Annotated in this window: 12 protein-coding genes; 9 read left to right on the forward strand and 3 right to left on the reverse strand. The window is 73.4% G+C overall.

The genetic code is table 11. The features are described from left to right. The first annotated feature begins 88 nt into the window (after nt 1-88). Nucleotides 89-1,042 (forward strand): GntR family transcriptional regulator, encoded by a 954-nt coding sequence (locus ACFZAM_RS24255; RefSeq protein ID WP_391049246.1) that lies wholly within the window; start codon nt 89-91, stop codon nt 1,040-1,042. 97 nt (nt 1,043-1,139) lie between these two features. On the opposite strand, the gene ACFZAM_RS24260 is transcribed toward ACFZAM_RS24255, so the two are convergent. Beyond that, nucleotides 1,140-2,510, reverse strand: a complete 1,371-nt coding sequence (locus tag ACFZAM_RS24260; protein WP_355348326.1) for a glycoside hydrolase family 18 protein — start codon at nt 2,508-2,510, stop codon at nt 1,140-1,142. A gap of 92 nt (nt 2,511-2,602) precedes the next feature. On the opposite strand from ACFZAM_RS24260, the gene ACFZAM_RS24265 reads away from it, so the two are divergent. The 8 genes from ACFZAM_RS24265 to ACFZAM_RS24300 all read left to right on the forward strand — a co-directional run bounded on the left by ACFZAM_RS24265 (nt 2,603) and on the right by ACFZAM_RS24300 (nt 12,693). Next, the gene (locus ACFZAM_RS24265) at nt 2,603-3,634 is read left to right on the forward strand and encodes a DUF4190 domain-containing protein (RefSeq protein ID WP_391049248.1); all 1,032 of its coding nucleotides are present in this window, start codon (nt 2,603-2,605) and stop codon (nt 3,632-3,634) included. Nucleotides 3,635-3,711: 77 nt separating this feature from the next. Beyond that, on the forward strand, nt 3,712-4,464 hold the full coding sequence (locus tag ACFZAM_RS24270) for a GntR family transcriptional regulator (protein ID WP_355348321.1): 753 nt from the start codon (nt 3,712-3,714) through the stop codon (nt 4,462-4,464). Between the two features lie 212 nt (nt 4,465-4,676). Further along, nucleotides 4,677-5,150, forward strand: coding sequence for an RpiB/LacA/LacB family sugar-phosphate isomerase (locus ACFZAM_RS24275; RefSeq protein WP_391049251.1), 474 nt, complete (start codon nt 4,677-4,679; stop codon nt 5,148-5,150). Nucleotides 5,151-5,154: 4 nt separating this feature from the next. Next, nucleotides 5,155-5,349, forward strand: coding sequence for an SPOR domain-containing protein (locus ACFZAM_RS24280; RefSeq protein WP_355348316.1), 195 nt, complete (start codon nt 5,155-5,157; stop codon nt 5,347-5,349). A 59-nt stretch (nt 5,350-5,408) separates the two neighbouring features. Beyond that, a complete protein-coding gene (locus tag ACFZAM_RS24285) occupies nt 5,409-5,801 on the forward strand; it encodes a (deoxy)nucleoside triphosphate pyrophosphohydrolase (RefSeq protein ID WP_355348313.1) in 393 nt (130 codons plus the stop codon). Between the two features lie 23 nt (nt 5,802-5,824). Then, on the forward strand, nt 5,825-6,655 hold the full coding sequence (locus tag ACFZAM_RS24290; protein ID WP_391049254.1) for an alpha/beta fold hydrolase: 831 nt from the start codon (nt 5,825-5,827) through the stop codon (nt 6,653-6,655). 753 nt (nt 6,656-7,408) lie between these two features. After that, nucleotides 7,409-9,937: a SpoIIE family protein phosphatase gene (locus ACFZAM_RS24295; protein ID WP_391049256.1), complete on the forward strand. Its 2,529-nt coding sequence runs from the start codon at nt 7,409-7,411 to the stop codon at nt 9,935-9,937. Between the two features lie 212 nt (nt 9,938-10,149). Beyond that, nucleotides 10,150-12,693 carry a SpoIIE family protein phosphatase gene (locus ACFZAM_RS24300; RefSeq protein ID WP_391049378.1) on the forward strand — a complete coding sequence of 848 codons (2,544 nt, stop codon included), beginning with the start codon at nt 10,150-10,152 and terminating at the stop codon, nt 12,691-12,693. Nucleotides 12,694-12,730: 37 nt separating this feature from the next. On the opposite strand, the gene ACFZAM_RS24305 is transcribed toward ACFZAM_RS24300, so the two are convergent. Beyond that, nucleotides 12,731-13,447 (reverse strand): PspA/IM30 family protein, encoded by a 717-nt coding sequence (locus tag ACFZAM_RS24305; protein WP_391049258.1) that lies wholly within the window; start codon nt 13,445-13,447, stop codon nt 12,731-12,733. Between the two features lie 125 nt (nt 13,448-13,572). Continuing rightward, entirely contained in the window at nt 13,573-15,627 is a 2,055-nt protein-coding gene (locus tag ACFZAM_RS24310) for a TPM domain-containing protein (RefSeq protein WP_391049260.1), read from the reverse strand. Nucleotides 15,628-15,804 lie beyond the last annotated feature (177 nt).

The raw sequence follows: 15,804 nt of genomic DNA on the forward strand, positions 1-15,804 counted from the left end.
CGGGGCATGCTTGACTGCCTCCCGCGTGGATAAGGTGGTTTGGCTGAGATGCGCAACGGGGAAGGCCGGGCACCTGGTGGACAGCGACGTGCAGGTGAGTCGTCACTCGGACGTACCCATCTACCGGCAGATCGTGACCCAGGTGTCGTTCATGATCGAGACCGGCGATCTCGCGGTCGGCCAGACCCTTCCCAGCGCCCGGCTGCTGGCCGACAACCTCCAGATCAACCGCAACACGGTGGCCCGCGCGTACGCGGAGTTGAGCGAGCTGGGCCTGGTCGAGAGCCGGGGCCGCAGCGGGACGACCGTGGTCGGTACGGGCCTGGCGCGTACGAGTTCGCCCGCCAGGGACCGGGCGTGGGCGGTACTGGACGCGGCGGCCAGGGAGTGCGTCGCGCTCGGCCTGTCCGCCGTCGAGATCCAGTCACTCGTGACGAGCCTCGCCCTGCGTGCCGAGGACGACGTCCTCAAGGTCGCGTTCGTGGAGTGCAACGCCGACCGGGCCGGCTACTTCGCGAGCGAACTCGGCCTGCACCTCGGTCTCAAGGTCAAGCCCCTGGTGCTCGGGGACTTCTCGCCCGAGGAGGAGCACGACGACCTCGCCCTCACCACGTTCTTCCATCTGGCCGAGGTGCGGCGGCTGTGGCGCGGGGAGCCGACCGAGGTGGTCGCCATCGTCGCCGCGCCGCATGTGCAGACGCTGGTGCGGATCGCCTCCGCCGCCAGGAGCGGCACGGTGGGCATCTGTTACTCCACCTACGGCCAGGCCGTCAGCATCCGGGACTCCCTGACGCAGTCCGGGATCAGCAATGTCAGGGTGCTGCACGGGGACGAGGGGGAGGACGTCGGGGACCTCGACCTCGTCGTGATCCCCAGCGACATGCCGCAGTTGAAGGCGCGCTTCGAGGAGCGGGTCGAGGTGGTCGAGTTCGGCAATGTGCTGGACGCCGCGTCCGTCCGGATGGTGACGCAGGTCGTCGGCGACATGCAGGCGGCCAAGCTGGCCGCCAAACGGGCCGCCGCCTCCGCCGCGCGCGGCTGACGTATCCGCCGCGCGTGGGGAGGCCCGGTGCTCCCCCGCGGAGAGGGAGGGCTGGGGAGCACCGGGCGTGAGGGGCGGGATTACCCGAGGAGCCGGGTCACCGGTGGTGCGCGGCGAGACCCTGGTGAACGGCGTTGATCAGCTCGCCGTCCGCCGTGTCGCCGTCCAGGGACCAGACCATCGCGCCGCCCAGGTGGGCCCGCTTGATGTAGGCGGTCTTCTGGGCGATGACCTGCGGGTCGTCGTAGGTCCAGAAGTTGGTGCCGTCGTAGAGCCAGGCGAAGCCGTTCCGCACGTCCCGGTGGACGGTGTAAGTGCCGGAGGAGGCAAGGGCCTTGAGGGCGTGGTAGTCCTCGTTGCCCGCCTGCCAGGTGGCGGGGGCGGGGCCGGTGGACGGCTGGAAGAGGCCCGCGGTGCCGCCGTCGGGGACACCGGTCCAGCCCTGGCCGTAGAAGGGCACGCCGAGGACGAGCTGCCGGGCGGGTGCGCCGCGCTTGAGCCAGTCGCCGACCGCCTGGGTGTCGCTGAAGTCGTGCGGGACGGGCGAGTTGCGCGGGGCCTTGAGCGCGGACTGCTGGTTGGTGGTGGCCTCGTAGGGGCCGTGGAAGTCGTAGCCCTGGACGGTGCCGAAGTCGAGGTACTTGAAGATCTTCCGGACCTCGAAGCCCGCGTCGATCTTGGCCGGTGCGGCGGGCAGGAAGGCGCTCAGGTCGTAGTGCTTGTGCGCCTTGCGGCCCAACGCGTCGAGCTGGCCGCGGAATTCGGCCGCGAGCGCGGTGAAGTTCCGCTTGTCCTCGGGCCGGTAGACGGTGTCGACGTCACCGGAGGAGCCGGGCCACTCCCAGTCGATGTCCACGCCGTCGAAGAGCCCGGCGGCCGAACCGGGGCCGCCCTTGCCGTCGAGCAGCGGCAGATTGCCCTTGACGAAGATGTCCAGGCACGACGCGACGAGCGCCTTGCGCGAGGCGGCGGTGCGGGCCGCGTCGGAGAAGTGCGTCGACCAGCCCCAGCCGCCGATCGAGATCATCACCTTCAACTTCGGGTTGGCGGCCTTCAGTTCGCGGAGCTGGTTGAAGTTGCCCGCCAGCGGCTGCTCGGCGGTGTCCGCGGTGCCGTCGACCGAGGAGGCGGCGTCGAGCGGGCGCTGGTAGTCGGCCCAGGCGTCGCCCTCGCCGGCCACGTTGGCCTCGAAGCACTTGCCGTCGGCGCCGATGTTGGCGAACGCGTAGTTGAGGTGGGTGAGTTTGGCCGCGGTGCCCGAGGTCTGGACGTTCTTCACCTGGTAGTCGCGTCCGTAGACGCCCCACTGGGTGAAGTAGCCGACGCTCTTGTACGACGAGGCGGAGGAGCCGTGGTCGTCGCGGCCGTGCGCCTGGGCGGCGGAGCCGCCCGTGACGGCGGGCAGGACGGCGACCAGGGAGAGGGTGGCTGCGGTTGCGGCCATACGGCCGAGAATTCTTCGACGCATGCGCGTGAAGGTATTGGTCTGGACCAATAAGGGTCAAGGGGGACGGCACAACCCGTTCACAACCCGTCGGCGCAGAACCGTAGGATCCCCCAGTGGACATACCGCCGCCGCCCCCGCCTCCGCCGTCCTCCGACGACGCGCCCCCGTCCCAGCCGCCGCACGACGCCCCCACTTCGCCGTACGCCGGGCTGCCCTCGTATCCGCAGAAGCCGTACGACCAGCAGGGCGGACCGCCGTACAGCGGTCCGGGACAGCCGACGTACGGCGGCCCGTCATCGGGCGGGCCCGGCCCCTACGGCTCCGTGCCCCCGCCCTACAGCGGACAGCAGCCCCCCGGCTCCCCGCCGCCCTACGGCGGGCAGGCCCCGTATCCCGGCCAGGCCCCGTACGGCGGTCAGGCCGCCTACGGCGGGAATCCGTACGGCGGGCAGAATCCGTACGGTCCCCAGCCGTATCCCGGCTATCCGCAGACCGCCGGCTGGTACAACCCGCAGGCGAACACCAACGGCATGGCCATCGCCTCGCTCGTGGTGGGCTTCACCTGCATCCCCGTCCTCGGGGTGATCTTCGGCCTGGTCGCGCTCAGCCAGATCAAGAAGCGCGGCGAGCGCGGCAAGGGCCTGGCCGTCGCGGGCCTGATCCTCAACGGCGTCGCCACGGTGCTTCTCGCGGTCTTCATCGCGCTCGGCGTGGCGGGCGCCTTCGACGACGGCAACACCCGCGTCGACCGGATCAGGGTCGGCCAGTGCTTCAACACGGTCGACAGCTCGCTGGGCGACTACGGCGGCGACGGCGCGCGCTCCACCACCGTGGACGTCGTCGACTGCTCCGAGGAGCACGACGCGGAGGCGTACGCGATCTTCACCGTCGACGCGGCGGACGACGGCGGCTACCCCGGAACGGATCGCATCTCGGCCGTCGCGGAGTCGAAGTGCGCCTCTTACGCGGACGACTACGCGGACGGCACGCCCTGGGAGAAGAGCGCCGACGTCTACTACTACATGCCGCCGGCGGACGGCTGGCGCCGCGGCGACCACAAGGTGACCTGCTTCTTCGGCGCCACGCACGGCTCGATGACCGGCTCGGTGAAGGACGGAGGCACAAACTCCGGATTCGGAGTGTGATGCTCGGGGGAGGGCTTGCGGACGGGCACCGACGGTTGTCAAGCTGTCGCAGACAGTCAACCCCTTGGGAGGGGCACGTGCCTTTCGGTGAGCAGCCCGCCTACCTTCGCGTCGCCGAGGATCTGCGGCGCAAGATCCTCGACGGGACGCTCCCGCCGCACGCGCGGCTGCCCTCGCAGGCCCGGATCCGTACCGAGTACGGGGTCTCGGACACCGTCGCGCTCGAAGCGCGCAAGGTGCTGATGGCCGAGGGCTTCGTGGAGGGCAGGTCCGGCTCCGGCACGTACGTACGGGAGCGGCCGAGGCCGCGGCGCATCGTCCGCAGCGGCTACCGGCCCGCCGGGACGGCCAGCCCGTTCCGGCAGGAGCAGGGGGACGAGGGGTGCAAGGGCACCTGGGAGTCGCGCAGCGTCCAGGACCACGCCTCGCCCGCCGTCGCCGAGCGGCTGCGGATCGAGCCCGGCGACCGGGTGATGCGCACCCACTACCTCTTCCGCACCGAGGGTGAGCCCTCGATGCTCTCCACCTCCTGGGAGCCGCTGGCGCTGACCGCCCGCACACCGGTGCTGCTGCCGGAGGAGGGGCCGGTCGGCGGCCAGGGCGTCGTGGAGCGGATGGCGGCGATCGACCTGGTGGTCGACCACATGGCCGAGGAGGTCGGCGCCCGGCCGGGGCTCGCGGAGGAGACGGCGGCGCTCGGCGGAGTGCCGGGGCACATCGTCATCGAGATCCAGCGCACGTACTACTGCTCGGGGCAGCCGGTGGAGACCGCGGACGTCATCATCCCGGCGGAGCGGTACCGGGCCGTCTACCACCTGCCGGTACGCTGACCCGCCGTCAACTCCCTTACGGCGCCTGGCGGTACGGATGGTCCGGGCGGTACGGGCGCCGGTGCCCACTCCGGCGTGCGCCCGGCGTGACCGCCGGGGGCGTCGGACACGTGTGACCTACAGTCAACTTCTGGTCGAACACCTGGCCGGAACGGTACCTCTTCGTGTCATTCCGTGCCCGCGCCGTGAACCTCGGGCGTAGGGTCGGGCATATGCGCATCGCCGTTTCCTCGGACATGGATGAACCGGTGGCCAGGCAGGTCGTCGACGAGCTTCGTCACCGTGGTCACACGGTGCTCGCCTACGGCGCACTGCGCCCCGGAGACCGCAAGGACTGGGCCTGGAGCGCGGAGGCGGCGGCCCGCGCGGTGGCCGAGGGCGCGGCCGACCAGGCGGTGGTCTGCTGCTGGACCGGCACCGGCGCGTCCATCGCCGCGAAGAAACTCCCGGGCGTCCGGGCCGCGTTGTGCGCCGACGCGTACACCGCGCGGGGTGCCCGCCGGTGGAACGACGCCAACGCGCTGGCGCTGAGCCTGCGTTCGGTGTCCGGCGCCGTGCTCGGCGAGATCCTGGACGCCTGGTTCGACAGCGCCGCGAGTGACGCGGCGGACGACCGGGACAATGTCGCGCACCTGGCGGACCTGGAAGCCGGTTCCGCTGCCGCGACCTCGCCTGAGGGGGCCTGAGCTGATGACGACCGACCTCGTATGGCTCCTCATACGGCAGGACGAGAGCGGCAACCGGTACCGGGTCGGGCGTTACGCCACCCGCGCCGAGGCCGAGCGCGTCGCGGCCACGCTGAACGGCCCCGGCCTCAACCGGGACCAGCAGCAACGGCGTTACGTGATCGAGCGGTTGACGCCGCGCGCCGTGCAGTCCTCGTAACGGGTTCGCGCCGCGCGCTGTGCGGGTCGCGGGTCTCCGTCTTACGTATCCTGCGTCGCATGACCGAACGTGTGGTGGTGGGCGGGGCCGTGCTCGACGCCGGACGGCTGCTGGCCGCGCGGCGGACCGCGCCGCCCGCGCTGGCGGGACGCTGGGAACTGCCGGGCGGCAAGGTCGAGGCGGGGGAGAGCCCGCCGGACGCGCTCGTGCGCGAGCTGCGCGAGGAGCTGGGCGTCACGGTGGAGCCCCTTCAACGCGTCCCCGGCGCCTGGCCGTTGGCCAACGGCCTCACCCTGCACGTCTGGACCGCCCGCCTGGTGAGCGGCACGCCCCGCCCCCTCCAGGACCACGACGAGCTGCGCTGGCTGCTCCCCGCGCAGACCTCCGACGTCGACTGGCTCGACCAGGACCGCCCGGCGGTCGAGTGGGCGACACGCCTTCTGGTCGGCTGACGGCCTGAGGGTAGGGTTTTTCGGTGTCCGCGACCGAGACGGGGGATTCGATGCTGGTGCAGGTGGAACGCGACGGTGTGGTGCTGGTGCTCGGCCACCGGGTGGGCGAGGGCAGGCCGCTGCTGATCGTTCCCGGGGTCATGGCCGACGCCGTGTCGTGGCAGCCGGTGGTGGACGCGCTTCCGGCCGGCCGGCCGGTGTACGTACTGAATCGGCGCGGCCGACGGCCCAGCGGTGAGCTGGGTGACGGATACGGGGTCGGCACCGAGGTCGCGGATCTGCGGCGGGTGCTCGACGAGGTGGCCGGGCGGCACGGCGGCGACGGCGGGGTGGACCTCTTCGGCTGGAGCTACGGCGGCCTGATCGCGCTGGAGGCCGCGACGCGGCACTCCGGCGTGCGTTCCCTGACCCTCTACGAGCCGGTGGTGCGGCCCTTCGGCGCGCAGGTGCTGGACTCGCTGCGCGCGGCCGACGCGGCCGGTGACCTGGACCGGGCCGTGGAGATCGTCAACCGGGACGTGTCCGGATTCTCCGCCGAGTACGTCGCGGAGCTGCGCCGGAGCCCGGCCTGGCAGGTGCTGCGGCCTCTCGCCGCGCCGCTCGGGCGCGAGCTGACCGCCCTGAACGAGCACCACGCCGACCTGGCCGCCTACGGCAAGCTCGACATGCCCGTCACCCTGCTGGTCGGCGGCGACGACGACGGCGTCGGGCCCTACTGGGAGCCCTTCGCCCGCATCGCGGGCGCCATGCCCCGCGCCCGCGTCCACGTCATTCCGGGCCAGGGCCACCTCGCCCACGTCCAGGCCCCCGCCGCCCTGGCCGCCGCCCTCACCCAAGCCCTAGCCCTAGCCTGACGGCCCCGCCCGCCCCCCGGCCCGCCCTCGCCGCACCTGCCCCGGCGCGGCCCCCGCCGCGTCCGGGGCTTTCCGTGCCACCGACCCCGACCCCTGGTCGCATCTGGCGCCTGCGCCTGGCCAACCCGGCCACCCTCGGCCTCCAGCCGGCCCCGGCCGACTCCCGACCTCGGGCTCCCGTCGCTAGCGCCGCTCCAGGCGCTTCCCGCGCCGCTGGCTTCGCCCCCGCCGCGCCTGGCGCTCCCGGCTCCGGCCGACCCCGGACCCCGGTCGCCTCTGCCGCCCGCGCCGCGCCGCGCGCGCTCCCCGCTGGCCCCGGCCTCACGGTCGCCCCCGGCTGGCCCCGGCCGCTACGCCGTCTCCCCGTGGCCCGCGCGGTATCGGGGTGTTTGGGAGAATATCGGGTAAGAGGGATAATTCCCACTGACAGTGGCCGGGGCGGAACCGGCCCGACCCGGTCGGGGGTGACGCATGAGCGCCAGCGGCGGCGATGGCCCTGAGGCGTCCCCGAACCGCGCCCCGGACCCCGCCGCAGGCGGTCCCGCGGAAGGCGGACAGGCTCCCGCCGAGGGCGCCCCGGACCCCGCCGACGGCGGTCCCGCTGAGGTCGGCCCAGCCCCTGCGGAAGGCGGCCAGGTCCCCGCCGCAGGCGGCCAGGTCCCCGCAGGGGAGAGCCCCCCGGCGGGGGAGAGCCACCGGGCCGGGGAGGGGGAGCCGACGGTGGGGCGGCCGCATCGGCATCATCATCCGGATATGGATCCCGATCCGGAGTCGTGGGGTGAGGGGCGGGGAAAGAGCACGGGGACGCTGCTCGACACGCTGCGGGTGGCGGTCGTCATGCTGGACACGTCGGGGCGGGTGCTGCTGTGGAGCCCCCTGGCACAGGAAGTGCTGGGCTGGGCGGGGGAGCACATCGTGGGCCGCCGGGTGGGCGGGCTGTTCGGGCCGCCCGAGAGCCCGCCGGGACGGTCCCCGCGGCGCGGGCCGGACGAGATCCCGCGGATGCCGGACCCCAGCCCCGCCGAGCAGATCCTCGCCGACCTGCTGCGAGGGGGCCGCTGGGACGGCATCCTCTCGCTGCGGCACCGCGACGGCCACACCGTCCAGGTGGAGACCCGCGCCTCGCTGCTGGTCGACGGCGACGGCCGCCCCTTCGTCCTGGCCTCGATGGTCGAGACGAGCCGCCTGCGGACGCTGGAGCACGACCTCGCCGCCCTCGACTCGCTCTTCGACTCCTCACCCCTCGGCGTCGCCATCTTCGACCGCGACCTGCGCTACGTACGGCTCAACGAGGCGCTGGCGGCGATGAACGGCAGGCCCGTCGCCGACCACATCGGCCACACCGTGCGGGAGGTGCTGGACGAGCGCTCGGCCGCCGACCTCACCGCGCTCCAGCGGGACGTCCTGGCCACCGGGCGGCCGGTGATCGACCTGGTCACGTACGCGCCGCACGGCCGCGGCCACCGCTCGCTGTCGTACCACCGGCTGGTCGACCGGGCCGGGCGGGTGCTGGGGATCAGCGCCACCGTCATCGACGTGACCGAGCGCGTGCAGGCCGCCGCGAAGGTCGAGCGGGCCCGGCGGCGGCTGGCGCTGCTCAACGACGTGGGCACCCGGATCGCGAACGTGCTGGACGTCCACCGGTGCGCCGAGGCGCTGGCCGCCGCCGTCGTGCCGACCTTCAGCGACTACTCCGGGGTGATCCTGCACGCCGAGGTCGCCGACGGCGGCGAGCTGCCGACCGCGCCGTACGGCGACAACACCCCGATGCGGCAGCTCGGCACGGGCGCGGTGCGCTGGGGGCCCGAGGTCGAACGGATGATCCTGACCGGGCAGCCGATCCGCTTCACCCGCAAGTCGATCTTCGGCACGGTGCTGACCACCGGGCAGCCCCGGATGGTGAGTTCGGAGGAGGAGCTGCTGGCCACCACCTTCCCCGGCGACCCGAAGGTGCGCGCGGCCATCGCGCTCGGCGTCCACTCGCTGCTCGTGCTGCCGCTGCGGGCCCGCGGCGTCGTCCTCGGCCTGCTGGTGGTCAGCAGGGCCCGCGAGCGCGAGCCGTTCGACCACGACGACCTGGCCCTCGCGATGGAGCTGGCCAACCGCGCGGGCGCCGCCCTGGACAACGCCCGGCTCTACGTCCGCGAGCGCGAGGGCGCCCTGATGCTCCAGCGCAGCCTGCTCCCGCAGAGCGTCGTGGAACCCCCCGGCGTCGGCGTCGCCTTCCGGTACGTGCCCGGCAGCAGCGGCGCGGAGGTCGGCGGCGACTGGTTCGACGTGATCCCGCTGGCCGGGGGCCGGGTCGCCTTCGTCGTCGGCGACGTGATGGGCCACGGCCTGGGCGCGGCGGCCACCATGGGCCGGCTCCGTACCGCCGTACGGACGCTCGCCGGGCTCGACATGCCGCCGGACGAGCTGCTGCGCCGGGTCAACGAGCTGGGCGACGACCTCGCGCAGGGCCAGGCCGAGGGCTGGATGGCCACCGCCGTCTACGCCGTCTACGACCCCTCGACGCGCCGGATCGCCATCGCGCAGGCGGGCCACCTGCCGCCGGTCCTGGTCGAACCCGTCACGCGGGCGCCGGGCGGCGAGGAACCCGATGCCCACCCGGACGAGTGCCATGCCCGGCTGGTCGAGCTGCCCTCCGGCGTCCCCCTGGGCGTCGGCGGCGTCCGCTTCGAGACCACGGAGCTGGCGGTCGCCGACGGCGCGGTCCTCGTGCTCTACACCGACGGCCTGGTGGAGACCCGCGGCCAGGACATCGGCGAGGGCCTGGAACGGCTGCGCCAGACGCTGTGCCGCCCGCTGCCCTCACTGGAGGACTCCTGCGACGACGTGCTCGCCATCATGCAGCCGGGCCGCGAGCCCGACGACGTGGCGCTGCTGATGGCCAGGCTCGGCGGGCTGCCCGCCGGATCCACCGCCTCCTGGACGTTCCCCGCCGAGCCCAGCGCCGTCCGGCTGGCGCGCCGCCGGGTCCGTGACACCCTGGTCGAATGGGGTCTCGCGCAGCTCACCGACGTCACGATGCTGCTGGTCAGCGAGCTGGTCACCAATTCGCTGCGGTACGCGCACGGACCGATCGGTGTACGGATGGTGCGCGGCGGCTCGCTGCTGGTGGAGGTCTCCGACCCGCTGCCGGACCCGCCGCGCGAGCGGATCGCCACCCTGGAGGACGAGGGCGGCCGTGGTCTGCAACTGGTCGCACGGGCCTCACGGCGCTGGGGAACGCGTCACGGACCGTTCGGAAAGACCGTCTGGTTCGAACTGGCTCTGCCGTGACGCGCGCGATGATTCACGGGAGCTGTGCCGGGTATGCCGAAGACGCGGGAGCGAGGGGTGTGACCGCGCTGTCCCGGGGACGGTCCCCGTACCCCAGGAGCCGAGATGATGCTGTGATCGACAAGACCGTGTGCTGGACGGTCCTCATGCTGAATACTCGGCTCCAACCGGTCCATGTGTGCTGAGCTGGAGGGGTCGGGCGAGTGAGCGACATGCCAGCGAGGGCGGTACCGCCCCGAGACGACACGGACGCGGTCGACGCGGTCTGGCAGTCAAGTCCGCCCGGTTCGCTCTACGACTACATACGCGTGGCGTCGTTCTCGCTCGACGGTGACGGCCGGATCGACCAGTGGAGCGCGCGGGCCGCGCAGTTCTTCGGCGTACCGGCAGAACGCGCGCTCGGCCGCGACCCGGTGAACGCCTTCGCGCCCGAGCACGTACGCGAGCGCGCGCACGAGCGCCTCGCGGAGATCCTCGACGGCCACGAGTGGACCGGACTCGTGCCGTACCGGGACGCCTCGGGCGGCCAGGGCCTGGCCGAGGTCTACGTGATGCCCGCCGACCACGGCGCGCTGTGCATCGCGGTCGACGTCGCCACGCTGCGCCAGATCGAGACCGATCTGGCCGCCTCCCAGGCGGTGTTCGGGCAGTCGCCGATGGGCTTCGTGCTCTTCGACACCAGCCTGCGGCTGATCCGGGTCAACGAGCGCTTCGCGACCGTCTTCGGCCGTGAGGCCGAGGAGAACCACGGCCGCGGCCCGCACGACTTCCTCTCCCGCGTCGAGGCCGACCGGCTCAGCGCCGCGCTGCGCCAGGTGCTGGAGACCGGCGAGCCCGTCCTGGACATGCCGCTGGTCGGCACCGTGCCCGGCGATCCGGGGCGGCGGCGCTGGTCGATGTCGCTGTACCGGCTGCACAGCGGCACCGGGCGGCCGATCGGCGTCGCGGGACTCGCGATGGACGTCACCGGACGTCAGCGAGCCGAGCGCGAGGCCGCGCACGCCCGCCGCAATCTCGCGCTGCTCAACGAGGCGGGCGCCCGTATCGGCACCTCGCTCGACCTGGAGACCACCGCGCGCGAACTGCTGGACGTCGCCGTCCCGCACTTCTGCGACATCGCCTCCGTCGACCTCTACCAGGCCCTGCTGTCCGGCGCCGAGGATCTGACGGGCACCACCGACGGCAGCGGGGACGTGCGCCGGGTGGCGTTCGCCAGTTCCGTGTCGGACGCGCCGATAGCGATGGCCGGGGACGACGACGATGTGGCGGACGGCCCGGTCGCGGTCGGCGCCGTGCACCGCTACCGCTTCAGCTCCGCCAGCGCGCGGGCGCTGCGCACCGCGCAGCCGCAGGTGATCGACGGCGACGGGGGGCCCGACCTCGGCGGCACCCTCGTGCAGTCCACGCTCGTGGTGCCGATGGTCGCCCGCGACACCGTACTGGGGCTGGTGCAGTTCTCCCGCGCCAAGGGCAGCGAGCCGTTCGTGGACCGCGACCGGATGCTCGCCGAGGAACTGGCCGCCCGCGCCGCGGTGTTCATCGACAACGCCCGGCTCTACCGGCGCGAGCACGAGCGCGCGCTGATCCTCCAGCGCAGCCTGCTGCCCCCCGACGACCCCGAGGCCGCGGGCCTCGACATCGCCTGCCGCTATCTGCCGGGCAGCATGGAGACCGAGGTCGGCGGCGACTGGTTCGACGTCATCGAACTGCCGGGCCACCGCACCGCGTTGGTGGTCGGCGACGTGATGGGCCGCGGCCTGCGCGCCGCCGTCGCGATGGGCGAACTGCGCACCGCCGTACGGACCCTGGCCGCGCTCGACCTCGAACCCGCCGAAGTGCTGGGCGCGTTGGACGAAGTGGCCAACGGCCTCGGCTCCCCGAACCAGGGCCGCACCCGCCGGGCCAAGGACCGCGGCGGCGCCGACCTGTCCGAGGTCTACCTGGCCACCTGTATCTACGTGGTCTACGACGCGGTCACCCGGCGCTGCACGATCGCCAACGCGGGCCATCTGCCGCCGGTCGTCGTGGAGTCGGGCGAGTCGCCGCTGCTGCTCGAAGTGCCCAGGGGAGTGCCGCTGGGCGTCGGCGGCGAGCCGTTCGAGGAGATCGAGGTCGAGCTGAACGAGGGCGCGCTGCTCGCCCTGTACACCGACGGTCTGGTGGAGTCCCGCAACCACCCGCTGGACGAGGGCCTCGACGCCTTCCGGGACTCGCTGGCCGGGCCGCCGAGACCCCTTGAGGACATCTGCGACCACGTACTGGCCACCCTGGACACCGCGCACGGCGAGGACGACATCGCCCTGCTGATGGCCAGAATCCGCGGTCTGCCCGCGGAGCAGGTCGGCGACTGGACGCTGGAGCCGCGCCCCACGTCGGTGGCCAGGGCCCGCGAGCTGGCCCGCGAGCAACTGCTGAGCTGGGGGCTCGGCGACCTGGTCGACACCACGGCACTGCTGGTCAGCGAGCTGGTCACCAACGCGCTGCGGCACGGCTACGGCGACATACGACTGCGGCTGCTGCTGGACCGCACCCTGGTGTGCGAGGTGTGGGACAGCGCCCTGGTGCAGCCGCGCCGCCGCCGCGCCCGTGACACCGACGAGGGCGGGCGCGGCCTGCAACTGGTCACCATGCTCAGCGAGAGCTGGGGCAGCCGCCGTACCCACCGCGGCAAGACCGTCTGGTTCGAACTCGCCCTTCCCGGCGAGCAGTCCCACTCCAGCGGTCCTTCGGTGGACGAACTGCTGAGCATGTTCTAGCGCCTGCCGCGCGCGGCAGGCGGACGGCCCTCGGCGGTCAGGCCGCGCGGTCCTTGAGCTTGGCCAGTCGCGCGTCGATCTCCGCGCTGTCGCCGAGCGCGTCCAGCGACTCGAACTGCGCGTCGAGCGAGGACGCGGCCAGCTCCTCCTTGCCCTTGGCCCTGGCCTCCTCGCGCCGCACCTTGTCCTCGAAGCGGCCCAGCTCGCTGGTCGGGTCGAGCACGTCGATGTTCTTGACCGCGTCCATCATCTGGTTCTGCGCCTGCGCGGACTTCGCGCGCGCCACCAACGAGTCGCGCTTGCCCTGGAGTTCGCCCAGCTTGGCCTTCATCGAGTCCAGGCCGGACTTGAGCTTGCTCACGATCTCGTTCTGCGAGGCGATCGTCGGCTCGGCCGTCCGCGCCTCCTTCTCGGACTGGAGCTGACGGCCCAGCGCGATCTTGGCGAGGTTGTCGAAGCGGTCGGCCTCCGCGGCGTTGCCCGAGGCGCGCTGCTCGTCGGCCTTCTTGCTGGCCGCCAGCGCCTTGTCGCCCCACTCCTTGGCCGCCGCGACGTCCTCGGCGTGGTCCTGCTCCATCAGCCGCAGATTGCCGATGGTGGTGGCCACCGCCTCCTCGGCCTCGCGGATGTTGGTGGTGTAGTCCCTGATGAGCTGGTCCATCATCTTCTGCGGGTCCTCGGCCTGGTCGAGGAGGGCGTTGATGTTGGCCTTGGCGAGCTGGGTCACCCGGCCGAGGACGGTCTGCTTCGTCATGGTCGTACTCCTTGCGTGTCCGTATCCGTGAGCCAGAAAGGGCCGGAAAGAGGGGCCGGAAAGTAGGGGCCGGAAAGTAGGGGGCCGGAAAGGAAGGGGCCGGATAGAAGGGGCGTCAGGGGAGTTCAGAAGCGGCCGCCGCCGCCCATCCGGCCGCGGGTCTGGCCGCCGCCGAAGCTGCCGGGTCCCGAGCCGCCGCCCCCGAAGCCCCCGCCGAAGCCGCCGCCGCCCCGGCCGCGCCCGCCGCCGAGGATCTCGCCGAGGATGATCCCGCCGAGCACCGCGCCGCCCATGCCGCCGCCGGAGCGCCGGCCGCCGGGCCCGCCGAAGCCCCCGCCGTACCCGCCGACGTCCCGCCGGGCCGCGTCCTGCGCCTGCCGGGCCAGCCGGTCCGCCTCCTGCGCGTGCGCCAGCGCGCCCGCCGCGTCGGAACCGGCCAGCGCCTCGGCCTGCTGGAGCCGCCGTTCCGCCTCGGTGAGCCGGGTACGGGCCTGGCTGCCGACCGCGCCGCGGTTGGTGGTGACCATGTCGCGGGCGGCGGCCACCTCGCTGCGCGCCCCCAGCAGCGCCTGGTCCAGCAGCCCGCGCGCCCGCTGCTCGCTGACCTCCCGCTCGCGGGCCCCGGCCAGCGCCTCGTCCAGCGCCGCGTCCGCCTCCTCGACCCGGCGCAGCCCGGCGATCGGGTCGTAGCGCCCCGCCGCCAGCTCCTGCCGTACGTCGGCCACGACCGTCTCGGCGCGGGCGATCCTGCCCTGGAGGTCGGCGGTGGAGACCCCGGCGGCGGTGCCGCCGAGCAGGCCGCGGGCCTCGGCCAGGTCGGTGTCGGCCTCGGTCAGCGCGTCCCGCAGCTTCCCGTCGGCCTCCGCCAGCTCCTGGGCCCTTCGGGTGACGGAGTCGGTGAGCATGACCGCCTGGTCCAGCGCGCCCTCGGCGGCCCGTACGTACACGGCGACCTTGCCGTGGTCGGTGCCGACGGCGGCCCTGGCCTGTACGAGGCTGGCGTGGGCGAACTCCAGCCGGTCCCTGGCCTCTGCCGGGTGGCCGGTGACGGGGTCGAGCGCGGCGTCCGCGTACTTCTGCGCCAGCGGCGCCAGGGACGCCTCGGCGGTGTCGATCCGGCTCGGCAGCGCCGCCGCCTTCGCCTCGGCCTGCTCCAGCACCTCCGGCGCGTTCGCCTCCAGGGCGCGCAGCCGGTCGAACGCCTCGGACTCCGCGTCCAGCCGCCGGTTGGCCTGGGTGCAGCGGGACAGGATCTCGTCCAGCATCTGCCGGCGGGTCGCGTCGTCCTCGGGTATCGCGTCGTCGAGCTGCTGCCGCAGCCGGAAGGCCGCGGTCAGCTCGGTCTTGGCGTACTCGACGGCCTCGGCGAACGGCCGCGCGGCCTCCTCGCCGAACTGCGCCGCCGCGAAGCCCACGTCCTCCTGGCTGGTGCGGACCGCGTCGTCGGTCTCCACCAGCAGATGCTTGGCCTGCGAGTCCAGCTCGGGCAGCGGGGTCGGCTGCGGGGCGCCCCAGCCGCGCTCGCCGGGCGCCGGGCGGGCGGGCTGCCGCGGGCCGCGCTTCCTGCGGAACGCCCACACCCCGACCGCGCCCGCGGCGCCGACGGCCACCACCGGAATCCACAGGTCGGCCGCGGAGTCGCCCGGGGGCGCTCCGCTGCCGCCCGGGTCCGCGGTGCCGGGGGTGATCGAGGGGACGGTCACCGGAAGGCCGCTGAGGACCGCGTCGTAGCCGGTGGCCGCGCCGATCGCGGCGCCCGCCCAGTCGTTCTGCCGCAGCGCGGGCTCGACGGCCTGGCTGCTGACCTCGTTGAGCTGGGCCGCGGTCAGGCCGGAGTCCTGGTCGGCGGAGACCGCGTACTGCCGGTCGTGGGTGGCCACCGCCAGCAGGACGTCCCGCTGGCCCAGGCCGTTCTTGGTCGCGGTCGCGTTCGCCCAGTCCTGCGGAGCGCGGCCGGAGAAGGTGCGGACGTACGCCACGAAGAGCTGGACGCGCTGCTTCTGGTAGAGGCCGTCCAGCGCCGTGACGACCTGCGGCTTCCGGTCGCCCAGCGCGCCGACCTTGTCGGTTATCTGGCCGGACCTGGACAGCGTGATCGGGTCGTCCGCCCGTGCCGACGGCGCGCCGGACAGCAGCATCAGGGCGCCGAGCGCCGCAACGATTCCCGCGAGTCGCCGCATGCGTACCGCGCCCTTCGCCGCGCCACGGCCGCTTGCCGCGTGCTCCTTTTCGGAGGCTATGTCCGGTGTGTCCGGAGCGCGACTCGGAGTTCCGTTCCCGCCAGCCCGCCAGCCCGCCAGCCCGCCAGCCCGCCTGCTCCCCTCCCCGCCCCGTGCGGGGCGGGCAGGCAGGGGAGA

The sequence above is a fragment of the Streptomyces sp. NPDC008079 genome, assembly GCF_042957385.1.
GTDB lineage: Bacteria > Actinomycetota > Actinomycetes > Streptomycetales > Streptomycetaceae > Actinacidiphila.

Excerpts from the sequence above, each read along its gene's own strand:
- ACFZAM_RS24260 (WP_355348326.1), bottom strand. The coding sequence starts at position 2,510 with ATGCGTCGAAGAATTCTCGGCCGTATGGCCGCAACCGCAGCCACCCTC.
- ACFZAM_RS24275 (WP_391049251.1), top strand. The coding sequence starts at position 4,677 with ATGCGCATCGCCGTTTCCTCGGACATGGATGAACCGGTGGCCAGGCAG.
- ACFZAM_RS24280 (WP_355348316.1), top strand. The coding sequence starts at position 5,155 with ATGACGACCGACCTCGTATGGCTCCTCATACGGCAGGACGAGAGCGGC.
- ACFZAM_RS24285 (WP_355348313.1), top strand. The coding sequence starts at position 5,409 with ATGACCGAACGTGTGGTGGTGGGCGGGGCCGTGCTCGACGCCGGACGG.
- ACFZAM_RS24295 (WP_391049256.1), top strand. The coding sequence starts at position 7,409 with ATGGATCCCGATCCGGAGTCGTGGGGTGAGGGGCGGGGAAAGAGCACG.
- ACFZAM_RS24300 (WP_391049378.1), top strand. The coding sequence starts at position 10,150 with ATGCCAGCGAGGGCGGTACCGCCCCGAGACGACACGGACGCGGTCGAC.
- ACFZAM_RS24305 (WP_391049258.1), bottom strand. The coding sequence starts at position 13,447 with ATGACGAAGCAGACCGTCCTCGGCCGGGTGACCCAGCTCGCCAAGGCC.
- ACFZAM_RS24310 (WP_391049260.1), bottom strand. The coding sequence starts at position 15,627 with ATGCGGCGACTCGCGGGAATCGTTGCGGCGCTCGGCGCCCTGATGCTG.